General features: G+C 37.8%; 20 protein-coding genes and 3 pseudogenes. 20 read left to right on the top strand and 3 right to left on the bottom strand.

Going from position 1 to position 22170, the window contains the following annotated elements:
• The first annotated feature begins 131 nt into the window (after positions 1 to 131).
• The 3 genes from MKY17_RS12295 to MKY17_RS12305 all read left to right on the top strand — a co-directional run bounded on the left by MKY17_RS12295 (position 132) and on the right by MKY17_RS12305 (position 3180).
• On the top strand, positions 132 to 1406 hold the full coding sequence (locus tag MKY17_RS12295) for an MFS transporter (protein WP_098371938.1): 1275 nt from the start codon (positions 132 to 134) through the stop codon (positions 1404 to 1406).
• Positions 1407 to 1529: 123 nt separating this feature from the next.
• Positions 1530 to 2579 carry an XdhC family protein gene (locus MKY17_RS12300; RefSeq protein WP_098371939.1) on the top strand — a complete coding sequence of 350 codons (1050 nt, stop codon included), beginning with the start codon at positions 1530 to 1532 and terminating at the stop codon, positions 2577 to 2579.
• On the top strand, positions 2572 to 3180 hold the full coding sequence (locus tag MKY17_RS12305) for a nucleotidyltransferase family protein (RefSeq protein ID WP_098371940.1): 609 nt from the start codon (positions 2572 to 2574) through the stop codon (positions 3178 to 3180). The genes MKY17_RS12300 and MKY17_RS12305 overlap by 8 nt, the downstream gene beginning before the upstream one ends.
• A 191-nt stretch (positions 3181 to 3371) precedes the next feature.
• On the opposite strand, the gene MKY17_RS12310 is transcribed toward MKY17_RS12305, so the two are convergent.
• Positions 3372 to 4085, bottom strand: coding sequence for a GntR family transcriptional regulator (locus MKY17_RS12310; RefSeq protein ID WP_098371941.1), 714 nt, complete (start codon positions 4083 to 4085; stop codon positions 3372 to 3374).
• A 542-nt stretch (positions 4086 to 4627) separates the two neighbouring features.
• Between MKY17_RS12310 and MKY17_RS12315 the strand changes: the two genes are divergently transcribed.
• The 5 genes from MKY17_RS12315 (at position 4628) to MKY17_RS12335 (ending at position 9917) form a co-directional block, all read left to right on the top strand.
• Entirely contained in the window at positions 4628 to 5626 is a 999-nt protein-coding gene (locus MKY17_RS12315; protein WP_098371942.1) for a D-cysteine desulfhydrase, read from the top strand.
• Between the two features lie 109 nt (positions 5627 to 5735).
• The gene (locus MKY17_RS12320) at positions 5736 to 6239 is read left to right on the top strand and encodes a DinB family protein (RefSeq protein WP_098371943.1); all 504 of its coding nucleotides are present in this window, start codon (positions 5736 to 5738) and stop codon (positions 6237 to 6239) included.
• A 637-nt stretch (positions 6240 to 6876) separates the two neighbouring features.
• Positions 6877 to 7527, top strand: coding sequence for an RNA polymerase sporulation sigma factor SigH (gene sigH / locus MKY17_RS12325; protein ID WP_098371944.1), 651 nt, complete (start codon positions 6877 to 6879; stop codon positions 7525 to 7527).
• An 870-nt stretch (positions 7528 to 8397) separates the two neighbouring features.
• The gene (locus tag MKY17_RS12330; RefSeq protein WP_098371945.1) at positions 8398 to 9123 is read left to right on the top strand and encodes a cytochrome P460 family protein; all 726 of its coding nucleotides are present in this window, start codon (positions 8398 to 8400) and stop codon (positions 9121 to 9123) included.
• A 104-nt stretch (positions 9124 to 9227) separates the two neighbouring features.
• Positions 9228 to 9917, top strand: coding sequence for a DUF4405 domain-containing protein (locus MKY17_RS12335; RefSeq protein WP_098371946.1), 690 nt, complete (start codon positions 9228 to 9230; stop codon positions 9915 to 9917).
• A 115-nt stretch (positions 9918 to 10032) separates the two neighbouring features.
• On the opposite strand, the gene MKY17_RS12340 is transcribed toward MKY17_RS12335, so the two are convergent.
• Complete coding sequence (locus tag MKY17_RS12340; RefSeq protein ID WP_098371947.1) at positions 10033 to 10950, bottom strand: AraC family transcriptional regulator; 918 nt, start codon at positions 10948 to 10950, stop codon at positions 10033 to 10035.
• A gap of 394 nt (positions 10951 to 11344) precedes the next feature.
• Here MKY17_RS12340 and MKY17_RS12345 point away from each other — a divergent pair, with 394 nt between their 5' ends.
• The 11 genes and pseudogenes from MKY17_RS12345 (at position 11345) to MKY17_RS12395 (ending at position 20080) form a co-directional block, all read left to right on the top strand.
• Positions 11345 to 12517, top strand: coding sequence for an MFS transporter (locus MKY17_RS12345; RefSeq protein WP_098371948.1), 1173 nt, complete (start codon positions 11345 to 11347; stop codon positions 12515 to 12517).
• 98 nt (positions 12518 to 12615) lie between these two features.
• Positions 12616 to 13356: an SDR family oxidoreductase gene (locus tag MKY17_RS12350; RefSeq protein WP_098372018.1), complete on the top strand. Its 741-nt coding sequence runs from the start codon at positions 12616 to 12618 to the stop codon at positions 13354 to 13356.
• 70 nt (positions 13357 to 13426) lie between these two features.
• The gene (locus tag MKY17_RS12355; protein WP_098371949.1) at positions 13427 to 14278 is read left to right on the top strand and encodes an aldo/keto reductase; all 852 of its coding nucleotides are present in this window, start codon (positions 13427 to 13429) and stop codon (positions 14276 to 14278) included.
• A 375-nt stretch (positions 14279 to 14653) separates the two neighbouring features.
• A pseudogene (locus tag MKY17_RS12360) lies at positions 14654 to 14940 on the top strand (cupin domain-containing protein).
• Between the two features lie 314 nt (positions 14941 to 15254).
• Positions 15255 to 16322: a tachylectin-related carbohydrate-binding protein gene (locus MKY17_RS12365; protein ID WP_098371950.1), complete on the top strand. Its 1068-nt coding sequence runs from the start codon at positions 15255 to 15257 to the stop codon at positions 16320 to 16322.
• A 184-nt stretch (positions 16323 to 16506) separates the two neighbouring features.
• A complete protein-coding gene (locus tag MKY17_RS12370) occupies positions 16507 to 16692 on the top strand; it encodes a hypothetical protein (RefSeq protein WP_098371951.1) in 186 nt (61 codons plus the stop codon).
• Between the two features lie 1779 nt (positions 16693 to 18471).
• Positions 18472 to 18564, top strand: a pseudogene (locus tag MKY17_RS12375) (helix-turn-helix domain-containing protein); the annotation flags it as partial.
• Between the two features lie 35 nt (positions 18565 to 18599).
• Entirely contained in the window at positions 18600 to 18899 is a 300-nt protein-coding gene (locus tag MKY17_RS12380; protein WP_098371954.1) for a hypothetical protein, read from the top strand.
• Between the two features lie 22 nt (positions 18900 to 18921).
• Positions 18922 to 19068, top strand: coding sequence for a hypothetical protein (locus tag MKY17_RS12385; protein WP_179891085.1), 147 nt, complete (start codon positions 18922 to 18924; stop codon positions 19066 to 19068).
• A gap of 98 nt (positions 19069 to 19166) precedes the next feature.
• Positions 19167 to 19649: a hypothetical protein gene (locus MKY17_RS12390; RefSeq protein WP_098371955.1), complete on the top strand. Its 483-nt coding sequence runs from the start codon at positions 19167 to 19169 to the stop codon at positions 19647 to 19649.
• 53 nt (positions 19650 to 19702) lie between these two features.
• Positions 19703 to 20080, top strand: a complete 378-nt coding sequence (locus tag MKY17_RS12395) for a hypothetical protein (RefSeq protein ID WP_098371956.1) — start codon at positions 19703 to 19705, stop codon at positions 20078 to 20080.
• Positions 20081 to 20633: 553 nt separating this feature from the next.
• Here MKY17_RS12395 and MKY17_RS12400 read toward each other — a convergent pair.
• Positions 20634 to 21254 (bottom strand): annotated as a pseudogene (locus MKY17_RS12400) (AraC family transcriptional regulator); the annotation flags it as partial.
• A 98-nt stretch (positions 21255 to 21352) separates the two neighbouring features.
• Between MKY17_RS12400 and MKY17_RS12405 the strand changes: the two are divergent.
• Positions 21353 to 21850, top strand: coding sequence for an LURP-one-related family protein (locus MKY17_RS12405; protein WP_098371957.1), 498 nt, complete (start codon positions 21353 to 21355; stop codon positions 21848 to 21850).
• The last annotated feature ends 320 nt before the right edge of the window (positions 21851 to 22170 follow it).

Genomic DNA, 22170 nt, shown 5'->3' on the forward strand with positions numbered 1-22170 from the left:
CAGTTCAGAACTCATTGTTGATGGATTGTACCCTATACCATGACAGAACGACAGACGAGCATGAAAATGGAAGGTGTAAATAGGGGATTACACTAGTTACGAACATTTCATGATAATAGGGGCTGATTTTTTTGAATAATTTAAATCCACAACTGCATGATCAATCGGGCAAAATGACGAATACCCGTTGGTTCTTCACGGCTTTTCCTTTGCTTGTTCTTTTCACTGTTTCCATGATGGATAAGGCAAATATTAATATTTTGCTTGCCAACAAGCCTTTTCTAACTGATCTGGGCATTGATGGTAATTTAGTGAAAGGAACACTTAGCAGCATATTTTTAGTGACTTATGCTTTTGGTCAATTAGCTTGGGGCTTCATCGTTGATAAGATAGGTGCACTGCGCAGCGGTTTCATCGGGATCGCACTGTGGGCATTTGCGATGGTTTTAGGTGGAATGGCCGATTCCATCAGTGCGATTTTATGGTCCAGGGCCATATTGGGAATCGGTGAAGGAGTCCTGTATCCAATGGCATTGAAATTAACCTCAAGCTGGTTCCCGCAGAATGAACAAGCAAAGGCACAGACAACTTGGTATAACGGAAATGCGATAGGACCGGTTCTTGGGCTCCCGCTAATAGCAATCATAGCGTCCACATATGGCTGGCGGGAAAGCTACTTCATACTTGCGGCATTATCTGTCGTTTGTTTGATTATATTTTTGATCATGACAAGAGATAATCCGGCTAAGCATTATGCGGTTAATTCAATGGAATTAAACTATATTCAAAGTAATCAAAAAGTAGGGGGAACTCCAACAGCTAGTAAAGATAATGTTAAAGCGGTTCTTGCGAATCCGATGTTCTGGGTCTTAACGATTGTTTATTCTTGCATTTCCATTGCCTATTATGGGATTTCGACCTTTTTACCAAGTTATTTGACAGAAGAAAAAGGGATTGCTTTTGTAAATTCCGCTGTTATAAATGCCGGTGGATTCGCATTAGCCATTATTGTACAAGTGGTGGCTGGGTTTCTTTCCGATCGATTCATGAAGAGGGCGATTTTTGTAGGCGGGGCGTGTGGGCTTATCATCATTTTCATGCTTTTCTCCCTTTTCACTGCTAACAGCACAGTTGCTGCCGTCTTGAGCATTTTATTGATTGGTCTTTTGTTTATGCCAGCTGCCCTGACCATGACCATGCTTCACCGTGTCTCATCACCCGAGGTAATGGGGAGCATCAGTGGGGTTTTCGGCTGTGTATCTTATTTAATTGCAGCTCTTGGTCCTATGGTTGTCGGTTTATTCAGTCAAATGAGCGGTTCATATAATGGCGGGTTTATTGCCCTTTTATGTTTTGTTGCCCTTTCTCTTTTCTTAAGTGTTTTCTTAGTCAGAAAAGGATATTAGTGCTCTGATTTAAATCATTAAAAATGAATAATGGGGAAGAGAGACAAATAGGGCATTTTCCATTTGTCTCCCTTTTTCTGCTTCCAAATATGTGAATACCAGATTTAGAGGAGGGGGTTAAAGATGTCAAGGTTACAAGAATTAAAAGACGTGTTGGAAAATATAAGTTCCGCATGGGAGCGCCACGAAAAAGCAGCAATGGTCATGCAGATAGGTGTCAAGGGTTCAGCATATAGACTTCCAGGTGCAAAAATGATGATGGCATCGGACGGTCGTATGTTTGGCACGATAAGTGGCGGATGTTTGGAAAGCGATTTATATGGCTGGGCGGAAAAAGCTATGGAAACCAACACTTGCGTTACACACCTATATGACTTGAGCGAGAATGATATTTGGGGGTTGGGAATAGGTTGCAAAGGTAAATTGGAAATATTTATCCTTCCTATTGAGCCAAATGACGAATTCTGGATGATGACAAATCAAATTGTCCAGAAAGGTCAGAAATTCACCATGATATTGGATGTATCTTCCGGTAAAGGTTTAATCGTCGATAAATATGGTAACCTCATTGGAAATCATGGAAGTGTGCCATCTGAAGTCATTGAAAAAGCAAGGATGGTAATGGATGCACAAACTCGAGCAGAATTGGTGAATCTGGAGGGAAAACGATATCTAATTGATGCTATTAAGCCAAGTGAACAATTGATTATTGCCGGGGCTGGCAGGGATGCTGTTCCAGTTGTCGAATTGGCAGCAAAAGCTGGGTTTTCCGTAACGGTATTGGATTCACGCAAGAATTTCAATAATGATCGCTTGTTTCCATTGGCTTCGAATTTGCAAAAATGCCCAGATGAAATAGACCCTTCTGAATTTACTGGATCATGGTGGGTAGTCATGAATCATATCCAGTCCTTAGATGAGAAAACCCTACAAGTGGCTTTGAAAAGTGATCCACGATATATTGGGGTGCTTGGCCCAATCTCCCGTACAACGGAAATGCTTAATACAATTGGAGAGGACTTCAACAGCGGTCCAATCCACTCACCAATTGGTTTGGATATCGGTGCTGAAACGATGGAAGAAGTTGCACTAAGTATTGTGTCGGAATTGATGTCTGTTAGAAATGGAAGAATTCCTGCACCCTTGCATGGAAAAGTGAAGATTCATGCCTAAAGTAGGCGCGATCATACTTGCGGCAGGCATGTCGATTCGAATGGGTGAACCTAAACTGTTACTTCCTTTACGGGGCCAACCTCTATTTCTTCATGCCATTGATTCTATCCTTGGCAGCCGCATGCAGCCCATCTATTTGGTTGCCGGTAAATATATAGAAGAAATCCGTCAAGATAGTGAAGACTATCCAGAATTGAAGATTATTCATAATCCGAATTATGCAGATGGAATGTCCACTTCTCTAAAACTTGGAGTTCAATCCATCAAAGAACATGTGGATGCAGTCATGATCTTCCTTGCGGATCAGCCACTTATTTCCCGTAACATCATACAATCTTTAATAGATAAATATATTGAGTGTAAAGATGAAGGAGTGCGGATCGTTCGACCAAAATATAAAGGGGAGGCAGGACATCCGATACTAGTGGATGCAGTATTACTCAATGAATTCCATTCAATAAATGGTGATCAAGGTGGTAAAAGCATTATCAAAAAATATGATGCGGTGACCGAGACCGTTTCTTTTGACAATTCAATGTGGGGATTTGACATTGACACGCCTGAAGACTTCCAAAAAGTGAAATTGCATTTGGATTCATAATGCAAACTTTAAAATCACACGAGTAATCCTGGCAAAATATCCTGCGGAACGGCCGGGAAAATAGAGAGAAGGTCGAAATATTCCCCGAATCGTCCGAAATGCTGCTTGAAATACGTAATATTTACCTAATATAAAAGGGTTCCTACAATTGCGGACTTAATACTCGCAAATAGGCACCCTTTATTTTAATTTTATTGTGATACACGTTTTATGTAATCAAGGTAATAATCATAGTTTTTTTGGATATGGATCGTATTGACCTTTATTGCTTTTTCTGCATCTTTGTCACGAATGGCATGGATTACCTGTAAGTGCTCATTGTTTCGTTCCTCATACCAAGATTTATCAACCATTGTAACATCTTCATTACGGGCCGATAAAAAGGAAATTCGAAAAGAAAGCCATAATGAATCTGTAGTCTTTTGGAGAAAGGTATTTCTCGAGTAGGAATATAATAAGCGGTGAAATTCAATGTTTGCACGACTTGCCGCTATTCGGTCATTATTATTTATGGCCTGTTGCAGTTTATCCGTTGCCCATTCCAGTTTTTTTATTTCCTCTTCCGTAATTCCTTCACAAGCTTTTTGTAAAGAATAGTTTTCGAGCATTTTCCTGATTTCCAATTCCTGCTGCAAAAGTTCAATATCCACATTGGATATGACCATCCCTATACCAGGTTTCACCTGAAGCAAATTTTCCTGTTCTAATTTCCGCAAAGCTTCACGAACCGGTGTACGGCTACAATTGAATTGTTGGGCGATATCATCTTCCGTTAAACGGTCTCCGGGCAAAAATATCCCTTCAATGATCGCATTTTTAATAACAAAAAATATTGCTTCCCTTAAGGGCTTAGAAGAATAATGTTCAATTTGTTCTGTAATATATTGATAGTGATTGGTTTCCATGGTGCTCCTTTCTAAAATCCAATTATATACAAGTATATATATTTTATCTTAAAAAACGATTGAAGTCATTCTCTGCTTCAGACTTTTGATTGTTTATACATTTCAAAGGGTCGAGTCCGCTTATGTTTCGGACTACTAATGATTTAACTTCATATAAAAAAGGTAGATTTATATGATCTATGAAACAATTGTAACCAAAGATACTTACAAGGCTATCTGTACTTATTGCAAGGTATAAAATTAGGGAAGCCCCAACCATCCTGAAACCGGAGAAATGCCTGATAATATTGAGGAAAACAAGGGGACCATATAATAAGCGGAAGCAAACTTACAGTAAAAATGGGTCTTGATATGCGTCACTTTGCCGCGATGTATGATGTATTCCATCCTGTAAGAAGTGCAATGAAGTTGCTCGTTTACCTAAACATGCTATGATGGAAAAGGAGCGTTTGCTATTATTTATTATCTAAAGTAAAGAGAACATCAGATTGATATTCTTTTTTTCTTTAATGTACTACAGAGAATACAGGAGGAGTTTTAAAATGAATTTAGCACAATTTCCTAGGAAGCGATATACACCAACATATACACCGATTGAAAGATTAGATCATTTTTCTGAAGTTCTTGGGGGTCCATCCATTTATGTTAAACGAGATGATATGCTTGGTTTGACTGCTGGGGGAAATAAAACAAGAAAACTGGAATTCCTTGTTGCCGATGCGTTGGAAAAAGGCGCGGATACGTTGATTACATGTGGAGGCATTCAATCAAATCATTGCCGCTTGACACTAGCTGCTGCCGTTAAAGAGAAAATGAAATGCATCCTTGTGTTGGAAGAGGGACTTTCAAAAGATTCAGAGCCGGATTTTAACGGTAATTATTTTCTCTATCATTTATTGGGGGCTGACCAAATTATAGTTGTACCTAATGGATCGGACTTAATGCAAGAAATGCAGAAAGTGGCTAAAGAGGTATCAGAGAAAGGACATCGACCTTACATCATTCCGGTGGGGGGATCCAATGTCATTGGTGCAACGGGATATGTTGCATGCGCTCAGGAGATTTTAGCACAGTCCTTTGAGCAAGGCATTGATCTGAAAGCAGTTATTTGTGTAAGCGGCAGTGGGGGAATGCATGCTGGTTTGGTTGCAGGATTTCATGGAAATCAAAGTGGAATATCAGTAATTGGCATAAATGTAAGCAGAGGAAAAGCTGAACAAGAAGAGAAAGTTTTTCAGCTTGTTAGAGAAACTTCAACACACATCGCCCTGCAAAATTCGATCCCTCGCGAGGCTGTTACGTGTTTTGATGAGTATGTCGGACCGGGTTATGCTCTGCCTACACCTGAAATGGTGGAAGCAGTCAAGCTAATGGCTAGAACAGAAGGGATTTTGTTGGATCCGGTATATACGGGTAAAGCGGCAGCGGGACTCATTGATTTAATCCAAAAAGGCACCTTTAAGCCGGAGGATAACATCCTATTTGTTCACTCTGGTGGTGCTTCATCGTTATATGCCAATACTTCTCTATTTAATGGATAAAATTTTGAGAAATTCGTTAAGAAGTTTCTCACAGTTAATTTATGTGTGTTTCACATTATATAATGTGCTTTGAGTAAGTAATTATCTATCGAAATAGGGGAGGTATTATATGTATATTACAATTGGAGATTTTATTAAAGAATGGAATAAAGAAGCCATACTGACTCAAAATGTTTTGGATAGTTTGACTGATGATTCATTAGAACAACAAGTTTATCCTGAAGGTCGCACTTTAGGAAGAATTGCGTGGCATTTCACCACGACTATTCCAGATTATCTAGCTCATTTCGGGTTAAAGATAGACCGGATAGAAAGTTCGGAAAACGTTCCATCTTCAGCCCAGGAAATTGCTATCACTTTTAAAAATGTAAGTTCTCACGCAGCCAAAATTATTGAACAACAATGGACAGACGAATCCCTAGAGCAAATACAAGAAGCGTTTGGAAGACAGGAAACAAATGCTTCCATCCTTATGGGACTAATCAAGCATATTGTTCATCATCGCGGACAAGCTACGGTTCTGATGCGTCAAGCAGGAATAAAACCTTTTGGGGTTTATGGACCGCCAAAAGAAGATTGGATTCATTTGGGTGTGGAAAATCCACCACTTTAATTACTTATGCATGCTTAAGTTCCGACCTTTAACAAAAGGGGCCATTGGCGAATAATTAAATCCCAGTTCTCAATTTTATAACTGAGTTAATAATATGTTAAAGCATCCTTTGCAGGGTGCTTTTTTATTTTGCCAATGAAGGGTTTAAATGAAACCAGCTAATTTAGAGGCGATGTTTTAAATGGCATACTACTTGTTTCTCCAATTAAAGCTAATGGAGTAAAAGTAAAAGATGCGATAGATTCCGTCTTTTCCTTTTGATTAGGCTATGTTAAACCATTAGTGCAGAATAGTTCTTTAATATTATTATTTATAATTATGCTATTATTAGGCCTCCATATCCTGAACCTCCACCATAATTGCCACAACCACCGGCATAACTATTTCCGTCAATGATTAGGAGTTAAACAAAACTACTATAATGACGAGATCTTCACCTAAACAATTAAAGCTGACTGAAAGTATATATTTATAGAGCAGGACTTATAAATATCAGTATTTTGTAGAAAAATGTCGTTATTTGCGAATATCATTATCTTCATTTCTGAGATATTATAATATTGAATGAACTTTAACACATTGAAGTGATAATGCAACCTTTATGTCGGGGCTCAACTTAGTGAGTGGGGGAAAAAAAATGAGTGTAATCATCGAGAAGAAACGAATGGAAAACTATACTCATATGGAAGATGTAATGTTGGTTGGGAAAATCCATAATGGTGATGAAGATGCACTGGACTTTTTAATCAAAAAATACAGATGTGTCGTTCAATCAAATGCTTTGAAGTATTTTTTAACGGGTGGAGATAAGGAAGACGTCTTTCAGGAAGGAATGATTGGACTATATAAGGCCATTCGAGACTACAAGAATTGCAAAAAGTCCTCTTTCCGATCATTTGCGGAACTGTGCATTACAAGACAAATCATAACGGCTGTTAAAGCGGCTATTCGCCAAAAGCATTCTCCCTTAAATAATTATGTTTCATTTTATACGCCTATCTATCAAGGGGAGTCGGAACAGGCCCTAATTGATCTAATCCCTGAACAGACACAAAATGACCCAGTCACGATCTTAATAAAATCAGAAGAAATTTGCGATATTGAGCTGATTTTAACGGAAGTACTTAGTGAGTTGGAAAGTAGTGTTGTGGACTTGTATTTGGAAGGAAAAACTTATTTTGAAATATCAAAGGAACTGAATGTTCATAAAAAGACGATTGATAATGCACTTCAGCGGGTAAAAAGGAAGTTGGAGCGGTACTTCGAGTCCAGGAGGTTGGAAGAATAATAACTATAATCATTAAACATAAAGAATCTTTTCAATTCTGAACGGGTTCTTTTATTTTGCGCATATTTTGGTCTACTTAAATTTTCAAATCTATCTTATCTAGCTTCAGACCGTTCTAGCTATATTACAGGTACAACCGTTAATATTTCAGGTGGAAAATCCCGCGGATAAATACAAGGATGCTGGGTGGTTTTAAAATTCAACATTGAAGCGTTGTATGTTCTATCATTTAACTTTTAAGTAAGTCTTTTATTAACAAACAGGTGCTTTAGTTCATTAACAGGGGTTGCTGCGGCAGCCTTTTTTTTATGGAACTAACGGGTCAGGTAATTTAAGTGTACATTTCTTCACAAACTCCATTTTAAATGTTTATACTCCTGGTTAAATCTTCTTTGCCCTATGTTATTCACTTCTTCCTTAATATATTGACCCTGTTTTTCATAGGGGATAACAATAGATTCTTCACCAATAATATCCCACTGGTATCGTTATGACTTATAGCAGTTAAGTCATTTCATTCTATACGAAGATATTTGTGATTTTGTCAAAATAAGCAGGCGTATAACTTTAATTTTTATTGTAGTAGGATTAGGCAACCATTTGATAGGAATAGGATATCGTTCGTTTTTTCATTTGCTGCATAATAAAAAAGCCTCTACTTTTTCTATAACAATTATTTTGTTGAAATAAAACTCAAAGTTCTAAACAGAGTAGTGAAAAGAAACATAAGCAGCTAGTCCCCAATAATAGTCATTACCTTTGGTAATACAGAATTTATAACCATAAAAACAGCACCACATCACAGAATCTTATACTACTTTGACTCCAACGAATCAATACAAATACTAAAAATTGTAGGAGGAAAATATTATGAAAAAACTATTATTTACGTTCCTTGCACTGGTTATGTCCCTAACTCTTACTGCTTGCAACAACAATAATGACACAAATGGGATTTCTCAAAAGGGGCCATCGGGTGACACCTCACAGCAGGAGATGTCTGAGTTCAGTCGTGAACTTGTTAAATTCCCTGAGAACTACGATAAGGGTGTGAACTACACGACTGTAAATCGAGGAAATGTCAGGGAGGAGCTCTACACGAGCCAGGAAGCAATAGAAGCGGTGCAGAACGGTCAGTCAATCCCTGACGAAACCGTCATCACTCTCGAAATCTATAGGGATGAAAAGCTTGATGAAATCTTCGTGATGGTAAAGCGCGATGGCTGGGCAGATCAGAATCCCCCTGAGATGCGTAACGGCGATTGGCTATACCAGGAATTCAATGGAGACAAGTCGGTGGATTACGAGGAAGACATCGGTCGCTGCTTTTCTTGTCACGCCAATCAGGAGCGTGATGACTTCGTGAACACGTTGGATGAAATGAAGAGTTATGATCTTGAAGATTTTACAGGATCAAAGGACAGCAGTACAGAATCACAGATTGCAGGTATCCCTACAAATCACTGGAAGGTAAAAGCGGTAGGTGATAATCTGGAGGACTCGCTGGATATTTTACATGGAAATCGCTTAATGGAAGATGAAGAAAAAGCAGGGATCATCCAGAAGGTTCTTTTGATGATTCATTTTAATCAATAGACATAGGGATTGAGCATTTGAACGGAACTCGAAGTAATAACCAATAGTACGTCCTGACGGAAAACCGACCCAGGTATTAATATTAATAGAAAGAGGAGAACTTCTTGAATCGAAATATGTTAATCAGATTGGTTATTGATCTTTCTATGACCGTTCTGATGTTAGTTGCAATGGCTTATCAGATTACCGGAAATACAATCCATGAACTGATAGGAATTATATTGTTTTTGTTGTTTATTGCCCACAATATTTTAAATCGACGATGGTATAAAACGATTTTTAAGGGAAAGCACAATGTACAACGTATACTGAGCATTACGGTCAATTTGCTTTTTCTTGTATCCATGGCTGTGGTGATAATAAGTTCTGTGCCAATTTCTCGTGACATATTTGCCTTTATTTCTATAAACAATGACATGACTCTATTACAGATACATGTTATGGCTTCATATTGGGGATTTATCTTCATGGCTGTGCATATAGGAATGTCCTGGGGAACCATAATCAATGCAGTACGAAAGATGACGGGAATTACCAACACGAGCCGTATCCGCACAATTGCATTCCGTATAATAGCGGTGTTGATTGTTGTCTATGGTGTGCAGACTTCCTTCGAGAGAGATATGCTTTCGAGGTTAACCATATATAATCCATTCGGTTGGAGCTTTGATGAGTCTTCCATGGGATTTTTAATAGATCATCTAGCTATCATGGGAATATATATCAGTGGGACTCATTATGTTCTGAAATTTGTTCGGAAGCAGGATAAAGCTATAGCGTACAAAGATAGGTAAATTGCAGAATAAAAAAAGTGCATTAATCCGGGATTAGATTAATGCACTTTTTTATATTATTTAAAGTGTAGCTGCCACTAAATTAATACATAGAATGAACCTACGTGAAGGAGATTCAAGCTTTTACCCTTTGTTCATATTCCTCCTTCAGGTGCTTTATATCTTCTTTTGGTGGTAAACCAAACATGCGCGAATATTCACGGCTGAATTGTGATGGACTTTCATAGCCTACCTGGAATGCCACATCTGCTGCATCTGCGGATTCGGATAATAACAGGCTTCGGGCTTCTTGAAGTCTCAGTTGTTTTTGGAATTGAATTGGGCTCATCGCGGTTATCTCTTTAAAGTGCCGATGAAGTGAAGAAACACTCATATTTGCTATTTCCGCAAGTTCTTCAATCTTAAAAGACTTTTCATAGTTATTCATGATATGTTCAATCACGTCACTGATTTGATGAGTAGAACTTCCTTCTATGGCTATTTGTTTCAGCATATCCCCATGTTCTCCTTGCAGAACCCTATAGATGATTTCTTTCACGATTAAAGGAGCAAGTACCTTGATATCTTTTGGAGTATCTAGCAGACGAGCTAATCTTGTTAACGCGTCTAGCAAAGATGGCTCTGTTTTGCTGACATACATACCTCGTTTTGCATTTTCCTTTTTGTCAACTCCCATTTGGAATTCACGTAACACCTCTAATATTTCACTCGGTATAAATTCAAGTTTGAGAGCAAGATAAGGCACTTCGAAAGAGGATTCCGTGACTTGTCCGGTAATTGGCAGCTTAACGGATGCAACAAGGTAATCGGCAGGACCGTATCTAAAGAGCTCCTGTGACAACAAAACCTCCTTCATCCCTTGAACCACTATGCATAAGGAAGGCTTGTGAACTCCGTAATTTGGTCCAGTATCATTAGAATAACGGGAGAAAAATAAAGACGGAATAGCAGTCATTTGAGTACCGTCACGTCCTGTGTGATCCTCTATGATTTTGGCGAGCTCAACTCTTTGTCTATATAATTGTTCAAACATAAAATCCTCCTTTGTTTTCTTCATCCGTGTTGGTCCCATTATAAAACTAATTCACTTTCTGCGTAAATGGTCGTGAGAGAATTGGGCAATCATTTGAGAAGAATGGGATACCGCTTGCTTTCTCCCTTGTAGCATAATAAGGATGCGGTTAAATAATATAACCGTTTAAAGCGATAATAATGCAAAGAATGAAAGATAAATCATGCAAAGCGTAGAGTAGAACGAAATGATCCAGAAGTTTCTTCTAACGGGCTGATTGTATGGAAATAAGCTGTTGTTATGCTGTGGCTTCAAAGTCAACGGGGATTTTTACTGGGAACTAAACAAGATACAAAAAGTCTAAAATTCAAAACTTAACATATCACATCATAGATAAAGGAGTAGATAGAACAGAATGAAAAATACTTGGAAAATTTACATGCTGACCCTTATTAGCTTCGTGGTCGGTACTTCACAATTCGTCATCGTAGGTACGTTGGATCAAGTGGCTGCTTCCGTCGATGTATCGGTAGCAACCGCAGGTCAGCTTATTACCGTATTCGCTCTCGGTAACGCAATCGGCACGCCCATTGTTATGGTAGCAACCTCGAAGATGGATCAGCGTAAGCAATTGTTACTGGCTCTCGCCATCATATTACTTGGCGTCATTGGGGTAATTGCTCTTCCAGGCTTTGGATTGCTGATGGCTTCTCGCGTTTTACTAGGGATTGGAACAGGGGTCTTCGTTGTCACGGCCTATGGTATAGCTGCAAAACTGGCGGCTCCTGGACGTCAGGGTGGAGCGATGGCCAATGTCGCAATGGGGTATAGCTCTTCCCTAGTCTTTGGCGTTCCCCTTGGCCGTATGATTGCTTCGTCTTATGATTGGAAGGTCATCTTCTGGGGCATCGGACTCTTCAGCCTACTGGCTATTTTTGCCGTTGCATGGACGATTCCGGTCATGGAAAGCGAGGCGGCTGTTTCTCTGGGCAAGCGTCTTGCACTCCTGAAGAACCCGAGAGTCGCACTCACTCTTGGTGTAACCTTCTTTGTATTTATTAGTTATTCAATGCTCAATACGTATATCACTCCCTTTCTGACCGCCGTTATACCAACTAAGAAAGAAAAATTGAGTATGATTCTCTTAGCAATGGGTATCGCGAGCTTGATTGGCTCTAAGGTTGGTGGCTTATTGGCAGACCGGATCGGCATCGTCCGCACGCTGGTCGGATCCATGGCTGTCCACATCATCTCGCTAGTATTGCTGTCTACTGTCTCTGGATTTGGATGGGTAATGGTTACCCTCCCGTTGCTCATGATTTGGGAAATCGCCGCTTGGACGTTCGGACCTACCCAAAACTTTAACCTAGTCTCGCTGACTCAAGAAGCCTCTAGTATCGTACTTAGTCTGAACAGTTCCTTTGTACAACTTGGATTTGCCGCGGGTGCTGGAATTGGAGGTATTGTTGCGGGAAGGTCATCAATACAAGAGATCAGTTGGGTTGGAGCTACATCAGTCGTGATTGCTCTACTAATTGGAGTGTTTTCATTTAGACGCAGCCGTGAGCTCTCAAGTGCACAGCAGTGAAGTTTTAGAAAATAGATTCAGCAGAGGATTTGCTTTTAGATGGCAAATCCTCTGAATCAATAAATGTACTTTTTATTAAGAAAGGATAGATATAAATGATGTCTAATACAAAAGATAAAGTTGTGATTATTACAGGTGCTTCTAGTGGAATTGGAGAGGCAACAGCTAAAAAACTTGCTTCTACAGGTGCGAAGTTGGTCTTGGCAGCTCGTCGTGAAGAACGTTTACAACAGTTACAGAAAGACATCGGAAAAAATGGTGGAAAAGCTATTTATAAAGTAACCGATGTAACGTCACATGAACAAATGGAAGAGCTTGCTGAGTATGCGCTTCAAGAGTTCGGAAAAATTGATGTATTAGTGAATAATGCTGGCGTCATGCCGCATTCATTTCTTTATAAGAAAAGAATCGAAGACTGGAATAAGATGATCGACGTCAATATTAAAGGCGTACTTTATGGGATTGCGGCTGTGCTTCCATCCATGCGAGAACAAAAATCAGGACATGTCATTAATTTGTCTTCAGTAGCTGGACATGTTGTTGGAGCTGGAAGTACGGTCTATGGAGGAACAAAGTTTGCTGTACGTGCAATTACGGAAGGTTTACGTAAAGAAGAGTATAGCAATAATATCCGCACAACCATTATCTCACCAGGAGCAGTTACAAGTGAATTAATAAATTCCATTACAGATATGGACCTCAAGCCAGGAATCGATAAAGCTTATGAAGGTGCGATTGACGCTGAGAGTATTGCTGGTGCAATTGCTTTTGCCATTGAACAGCCATCAGATGTAGCAATTAATGAAATGCTTATTCGTCCTACACATCAAGATAGATAATTTTACACCAATAAATGTTGTTTATTGTAAATAGTATGTTCCGATTTACTAAAAAACAGGAGGTTTTAATATGCAAAAAGTAATTTTGAACAATGGTGTTGAGATGCCTATACTTGGCTTTGGTGTTTTTCAGATTCAAGATGAAAATGAGTGTGAACAAGTCGTTTATGACGCTATAATGGCAGGCTATCGCCTAATCGATACTGCTGCCTCTTATCTAAATGAAGAAGCAGTCGGCAGAGCCATCAAACGGAGTGATGTGCCAAGAGAGGAATTGTTTATTACCACAAAACTCTGGGTTCAGGATGCTGGTTATGAGAGCACAAAGAAAGCATTCCGTCGTTCACTTGAAAGACTGCAATTGAATTATTTGGATTTGTATTTAATTCATCAGCCATTCGGCGATGTATATGGTTCTTGGCGCGCTATGGAGGACTTGTATCGTGAAGGTAAAGTCAAGGCTATCGGAGTTAGTAACTTCCAAATGGACCGTCTGATGGATTTGATGACTCATAATGAAGTAATCCCTGCTGTAAACCAGGTTGAGACTCATCCTTTCTGCCAGCAAATAGAAAGTGCTAAGTTTATGAAAGAGAACAATGTTCAAATAGAGTCTTGGGGACCATTTGCTGAAGGAAAAAATAACATGTTCCAGAACGAAATTTTAGTATCAATAGCCGAAAACCATAATAAATCCGTTGCCCAGATTATTCTACGATGGTTGACACAAAGAGGAGTCGTTGCGATTCCGAAGTCTGTTCGTAAGGAAAGAATGATTGAAAATTTCAATATCTTTGACTTTGAATTAGGTCAAGAGGATATGGAAAGAATCGCTACTTTAGATACGAAAGAAAGCTTGTTCTTTTCACATCGCGATCCTGAAATTGTGAAATGGATTGGTACCCGTAAACTTGATATTTAATGCAATCATACACCTTGCGTTAATTCTATGGTAGTTCATGTATATTTTCATTTCAAAAACAGCCGTTTACCTAACTGGCTGTTTTTATTAAATTATTACGTTCTTATTGAAATCCCTCAGTTTAATAGATAATGCTCACGAATACTCGCCTATTCGCAGGATTTCAAACCACAAGGTATAAGATTGCTTTAGTGGGAACGAAAGAGGTAGGACCGTTTTTGATAAGATGTGGGCAGATTGAAAAAGTGGATCATTTAAAAGGGATAGACTACACGGGTTAGTTTCAACCTATCCTAATGAGTTAGAACTTCGCAGAAAGTTGGGGGAAGTAAAAACAATGCTAAACACTACATATGAGGAGATAATTGTGATGGGTTGCATTTAGTGAAAAATCAAGACATAAGTATTATTCATGAACGTATGCCTGCTAATACATCTAAAATAAAACATTATCATCAACACGCACGCCAATTTTTCTTTATCTTTATAAGGTATAGCAACCATTGAGGTAGATTGTAAAGAGATTACTTTAAAACAGCAAAAGGGAGTGGAAGTTCCTCATTTGGTGCCACACCAAATGTTTTAACAAGTCTAATAATGAAGTTGATTTTTGGGTGTCTTCTCAACCGACAAGTAAAGATGAAAGGATTTTAGTGGACTAAAACTAAATTTTCTTAATGAACTCCCTCAGTTTACTAGATAATGCTCACGAATACTCGCTTATTCGCAGGATTTCAAACCACATGGTATAGGTTGCTAACGCGGCAGGTTTGCAGAAGGACTAGAAAAGGGCCATTTTTTATAGACAAACTTCCAGAACACAAACAGGTAAATATACTATATGTATAATTTAACCAATCCAAGAAGTGTATTATTTATCCAAATAAATTTATGAATGTGAGAAATGTTGAGTTTTTTCATTGAAACATAACTGAATTTACTACATTAATCTAACTTCAAAAAAAGGTGTTCTAAAATGGGTTTCAAATTCATCACAAGTGATGAAAAAAGTATTATATATGCAATTGGGAACGATGGCGTGCTGCGATATTTTCAGGATAAATCCCGAAACGGAAGTTCATGGTGGGCTAATGATGGTGTAGGACAGAGCAGGGGTCCTGGTTGGGAATCATATCGCTTTTTCTTTGGTGGTAGGGTTAGCTCATCATACCCAGAATATAATGTCTATTATGGTATTACGCCAAACGGTGAATTGCTATACTACCGGGATTACAGTCTCTTTCCCTCTCTCGGAGAAATTTATTATGATGGCGTAATTGGGTCCGGATGGGGAGAGTTCCGGCACGTCTTCTCTGACGGTAATGGAAGAATCTACGCCGTAGCGCAGAACGGCGACTTGTTATACTACCGAGATGAAATAAGTAATGGAGAACATCACTGGGCTTATGGAGGTGTTGGGCAGAGAATTGGAACTGGATGGGGAAATTTCAAACATGTCTTTCCAGGTGGAGATGGGATTATCTACGCCGTAGCGCAGAACGGCGACTTATTATACTACCGTGATTTAGCAAGGGACGGAACTTCTAACTGGGCTTATAACGGTGAAGGACAGATTATTATGACGGCACAAGGAACAGGCAATCATTTCAACGAATTCCAGCATGTCTTCTACGGTGGCGATGGAATTATCTATGCGATTGAGAATAACGGCAACATTTTATACTTTCGAGATTTAGCACGGGATGGAACCTATCATTGGGAAAATGATGCTATTGCTAAAAAGATTGGTACTGTCTCATCTGATGGCAGTAGAATCCACGAATGTGTTGGAATACAGTGTGAAAGAGAATTTGACTTGTTTTCTAATCAACGTCAACTAAACTCATACTATCCCTTAAACCAATACGTTCCTGAAATCTTTTATTATCCTGTGAACTCTTATTATCCTTCAAACTTGTACAATTCTGTAGGCCAATATCCGTATTTTCTTATGCAGTATTCTGATATCTGCAGATGGGTGAAGATTTGTGATCCGCCAGGTTCCCCTAATTGTAGATGGGTGTGTAGGATTGAAGTAGTTTAAGCATTTAACGGGTTCTTTTAAATGAACAAGTGCTTAATGAAGGGAAAACCCCAGATTACATGACGAAAACAGAAATGGACTTTGCACATGAAAATATAAAGTCCGTAAATCGTTACCTGGAAGCAATCAAAGCAGATCCGCAAGCAAAGCCCTGTATTGAAAAATTATAAAGTGGAAAACAGCAATGACAAGTAAAGAAAATTATTGTTTGTATTGTCAGAGAAGATTCCCAAAGGTTGAATGGCTAAAACCCCTTTATAGTTGGACCGATGGGGAGCTGGAAGGGTATTTTTGTGAGCAGCACTATCACCAGGTAAAAGCTTTCAATGAGCGCCAGAAGAAAGCGTATGAGGAATATAATAATAAATAAAGACCCAATCATATACATTTACCCATTCATAAGATATGAAAAAAAGGTGTGTTAGACTATGGGCCGTCTGGAAAAAACATTATGGTCTACCAATGAGACATTTAAATTAAGTGATTGGCGTCTAAATGAATTTGGTTTCCGTAATAATCCTCATCATGTTTACCTTTACCATTTTAGTCCTTACCTTTACCATGATAATCCTCATCATGTTAATCCTTACCTTTACCATGTTAATCCTTATTATGTTAATCCTTATTATGTTAATCCTTATTATGTTAATCCTTATTATTTGACGTAAGAGGTAAAGCCAGCTTTTTTAAGGTGGCTTTTTATTATGATTAGTTGTAGATCCGCATTTTCTCCATTAAATTCTGAATGTGACAAAATGAAATTGTGTACCATTCAGAATGGCATTAAATCAATTGATTAACTGTGGCTTTGAAATAAAGTTGGACCGTTTCATTCCTTTTTGATTTTAATAAACGGGTCGATCTGTCGAGGATGTAATAATGGATGGTTAAGTCATATAGAAGGTCATGCAAAGCAGTTATTAATTGCGCTCTTGAAATATCCTAGTGATAATTTTAGTTGGTATCACCATTGGTTCAATGATTGGAGGTTATGTCATATCTATTTGGGGATATTCTCTACTCCCATATGTTTGTAGTATTGCAGCAATCGCTAGCTTTGTGCTTAGTACCCAAAAGGTAAAAGAAAAGAACCAACTTTTTCACTAGATACTTGACCTCAGAACGAGATCTTTTTGTTTTCGTATCAGGTGCTTTAATGGAAGATCCCTTTTAGATTTTAAACAATCCTTTTCTAATATCGATATTCAAGAAAAGGGCGCGATACTTCAATAACTGAAGTGCCGCATTTTCTAATTGTGAAGGATATTTAGTCATAAGCACGAATTACTTTAGGGAAATTCAAACAAATAATAAGGAGATACATGGAAATTCAACCAATTGTAAAAATAATGAGTACTGATTCAAAAATTATGTCTACTTTTAGCACTTTTAAACAACTACGTCCACATTTAACAGAAGATAATTTTTAGAAAAAATCAAACGAGTAGAAAAAAATAATGGTTTCAATTTAGTAGCAGTAATTGAAGATAATGAAGTTAAAGCAGCAGCTGGATATAGGATTACTGAATCTCTAGCGTGGGGAAATTATTTTTATGTAGATGATCTGATTACAAATGAAACTAGTCGCCGTCAAGGGTATGCCGGAATCTTATGGGATTGGTTGATAACTCAAGCAAAAATAGAAGGTTGTGAACAATCTCATTTAGATTCTGGTGTTCATAGACATGACGCTCATAGGTTTTACCTCAAAGGTGGATTAGATATTACCTGTCATCATTTTCAAATGTCTCTTTAACTAAGCCAGCTAGTAGAAGATCAATTGTTATTCCATTATAGGGAGCTTTAATTGAATAAAAGGAGAGCACATATTATACATGACTAATATGTGCTCTCCTTTATTTTTCAGGTTTTTTATAATTTAGGTCTTGATAAGCGGAGCATTCCATCTTTCGTTGAATATATTTCATAAGCGTCTATCCATTGGGGAGGCGTTTTAATGTTGTTTAAAAACTAGACGTTTAGTAAGATGTTCAGAAATTCAATCAATTTAGAAGGGGAGCAAGCAGAGTAAATCTAAATACAAGCCTAAGAGAAAAGAGGAATTAAGTTTTAAAGAGGACTTAATGGGAATGAATCATGATACTTGTTGGTGGTGCTGTAAGGGAAGTAAGATTTTAGCGGTGAGCGGGCTTCTGATATTGCTAAAGAGTTTGGAATAGGAAGAAGTACGGTTTATAAGGTTTTAAAGGAAGTGGAATCAAATGATAAATCAAATGATTAAACTCAATGTATGCCAAGGCCAAAGGAGCTTAAAAAATGAATAATTGGGGATTTCCTTTTTATGACGAAGAACTGGAAAAATTAGAAGATGGTACAAAGTTAAAAAAATTAGTTTCCTATGTTGAAAGATTAGCTGGACGTAAATTAAGAAATTCAGAAGTGCAGCTCTTACCCACTTTATATGTAGATACATACATGAAAGGCAGGGAAGACGGATGGGAAGACGTCTTTTCAATGGACGCAGAAACATTAATTGCTTGGAGCGAAAACGCTTCAGGCTTTCTTTTTAAAATGAAGAGTAGACTTTGGAAAAATGAAACAATAAACACTATATAAAGATTAAATAGGGGGAATGTAAATGAAAATTTTATCAAGGTTATCGTTTATCCTTATCTGTGCAGTATTTTTAATTCCCGCAGCCGAAGATTGGGCAACTTGGCCTCCATCCCTTTACATTCTTGATGAAAATGGAAATTTAGTAGATAAATTAGTTGATACACCTTAATGAATCTCATATGAGGTTCTTTTTTTGTGAGGCTGGAGTGAAAACCGCTTCAGACTTTTATTGAATCAGCCTATAAAGGATATAGGGAAAAAATAATAATGGCTGCCATTAATTCGAGGGAATGCATTGAGAGCTTGTCTATGTATTTCAAAAGAGACTACAGGAACGATAATACGATTTTTAGAGGAGACCTTGAAGCAGAGGTAATTCAAAAGAGGAATATCATTCAGAAGGAAAGGCTCCATTTAAGATTCAAAGCTTGGGAACCTGAAAGAATTTCAGCCTTGGCTTATTCAATGGATTGTAGTGTCAGTTTAGCCACAACTATGCTGCTGATTGCTGGTATTAGAAATCGGGACGTCTTTACCCAAATGGTGGATTCAGAGGTAATTCGTTTACTTGATCCGGGAAGGCTTAAAAGTTTAAAGATGATTCAGAAATATATTTCAAAACTGAATGACGAGCACATTTCACTTATTTCTCTAATTTCATATGTAGCGTATGAAGTAGTGGATACTACAAAAACGCTTCATGAAAAATTGAATCTTTGGATAGATGATAATATAAAAAATATTGATTAAAATTATATGGAGAATAATGTGTTTCAAGTCAAAACGGGTGAGGAGGAATGAGCATGAAAATGTTTAAAATGAGTGCTGTGGCATTGGTCGCTGCGTTGTTGTTCCCTTCTTCTACATTTGCAAGTGGCTGGGATTATTTAGGAGAACAATCTCTTTATTCTAATGGTGCTGAAAGTGATGTGTTTGCCTCTACTGGTGGTGATTATAAGATTTGTCGGGATTCTTACGTGGGTCCAGCTGGTAAGTTAAAAGTTGAATTATGGGAGTATGATCCTGACAGTTATAATGATTATGTAGGGGTAAGATATTTAGATCGAGGCGAATGTGGTATTTTCCGGGGTATTGGTAACTTTGTTGATGGAGGAAATGAAGCGGAATTTTTTGCGAAATCAAGGACTAACAGTGATATGCATTTAATCTTTTTTGATTAATTCACTAAATGAATGAAAAAAAAGACCTGGGATTGATTTGTAAAGGCTAAAGACTCTTTTTGCACCCAAACAAATTCGTTTAATCAATAAAACGTGACTATTGCCCTTGTATCAGCCTGAAAAGTTGGTGCGGGGGTTTTATTTTGTTTGGCTACCTTTACGTCCCAAGGAAAATAGCGAAATGTTGGAAGCTTTGCCACGTTATTTTTCACAGGCGGGAAACATCCCTCACAATATTAGGCAACATAAATCTTTCCCTGTTCATATAGTGAGGTCATCTTCATGTCATACCAACTCCACAAAAATAGTCATAGCAATTCTCTCTTATCGATTAAATTATTTTTTAAATAAATCACATCTCCATTAGAGGAAGTTACACCAAAATAAACCCCTTGGGAGCCATGAGGTTTATCGTCTTTCACTTTTATTAATCTAGAGATACAGAATATGAGAAAAATGATGGAATAAATATTTTAATTCCCGAATGGTGAGTTTATTTTGTTTGTTGACCATTTCAAATAAATGTGACGTTTCTACATTCTGTCCGTGTCGCTTAGTCATTATACATTTTATTTTTTTTGTATGCTAAGGGAGTCATGTTCATGGAATTTCTGAATTCTTTAATAAAATAGCTTGTACTATTAAAACCAACTTGATAGGCAACCTCAGTAATAGTAGAATCACCTTGCTGCAGTAGATATAAGCTCCTTTGAATACGATAATCCATAACATAATTTAATGGAGTACATTTTAAAAACCGCTTGAAATAACGACAGCATTCAGAACGGCTCAGCTGACCAGCCCTCGCAATATCTTCTAACATAATTTTTTCTGCATAATGCTGATGTATCCAACTTAACATTTCCTTCATTCTTTGACTCTTTAATACTTCTGTCTGGACATATTCTAGTTTAAAACCATTATCGATTAAGTTTTTCCAAATTAATGTTAGTTGCATGGTTATTTCGATTTCATAGTATTGGGGCTTTTGCTCAATACTTTGATAGATTTTTAAAATTGCATCTAAAATATTCCCCCCAAAAATCTCATTTGCATCTACATATAAGTAAGGTAAATTAGTCGCTTGAATATAAGGTTTTACATATGTAGTATAGAGTTCTTGTGATAAAACAAAAATAGGAGAAAGATTTAAGCAAATATAGACACAACCCGAAAGTGGGGCTATTATTTGCAATTTAATGCATAAGATTGGAACCAATGCCCATTTCAAACGTAAGTAATATAAAAGACTTAAGGTTGGGAGGCATAAGTATGAGGCAGCTTTATATAAAGCAGAAGGTATTCAGTCTTAGCGGGAAATTTACAGTAAAGGATCAGCATGAGAAGGATATATATTATGTGGAGGGAAGTTTTATGCAAGTTCCAAAGACTTTCTCCATTATGAATACAGCAAGAGATGAAGTAGCACTCATTACGAAAAAGGTGTTCAGCTTTTTACCAAAGTTTTTGGTTGAGGTGAATGGTCGGGAGGTATTAACAATAAAGAAGGAATTTTCCTTCTTAAAAGCACGATATACAATTGATGCGGCAGGCATTGAAGTACATGGTAATTGGTGGGATATGGATTTTCAAGTTTTACAGCATGGTAAAATCGTAGGTAAAGTGGGAAAGGAGTGGTTCACTTGGGGCGATAGCTACAAGGTTCAAATAATAGATGACGAGATGGAAACCATTATTATTGCACTCGTTGTTGCAATTGATTGTGTGAAGGCTGATCAAGCAGCTGCTTCATCAGCAGCGTCGATATAAAGTAGAAGTGTAAAATTAAAAGGCTGACAGTTTTTAAAAAATCACTGCTTGAATAGGTGCGGTGAACCGTATCATAAATAAATGACAAGGCCATTTGGTACCAAGGTTTTATATTCGTTCTTCAGTTATCGGGCGCGATTCTTGAATAAGATTCGCTTTTCTTATAGAACTAACAGGCTGAAGATCGGAGCTGTCTTTAAGGCAGCTTTTTCTTTATGCAACTATCGGGGCAGATTTGGTTATTCAAAAGGTTGCTTCAATAAGGGAGGTTACTGAAGCAACTTTTTTGGGGAAGCCTATTAGACAATACTCGTTTTAGA

The sequence above is a fragment of the Peribacillus sp. FSL P2-0133 genome, assembly GCF_037975445.1.
Classification (GTDB): domain Bacteria; phylum Bacillota; class Bacilli; order Bacillales; family DSM-1321; genus Peribacillus; species Peribacillus simplex_E.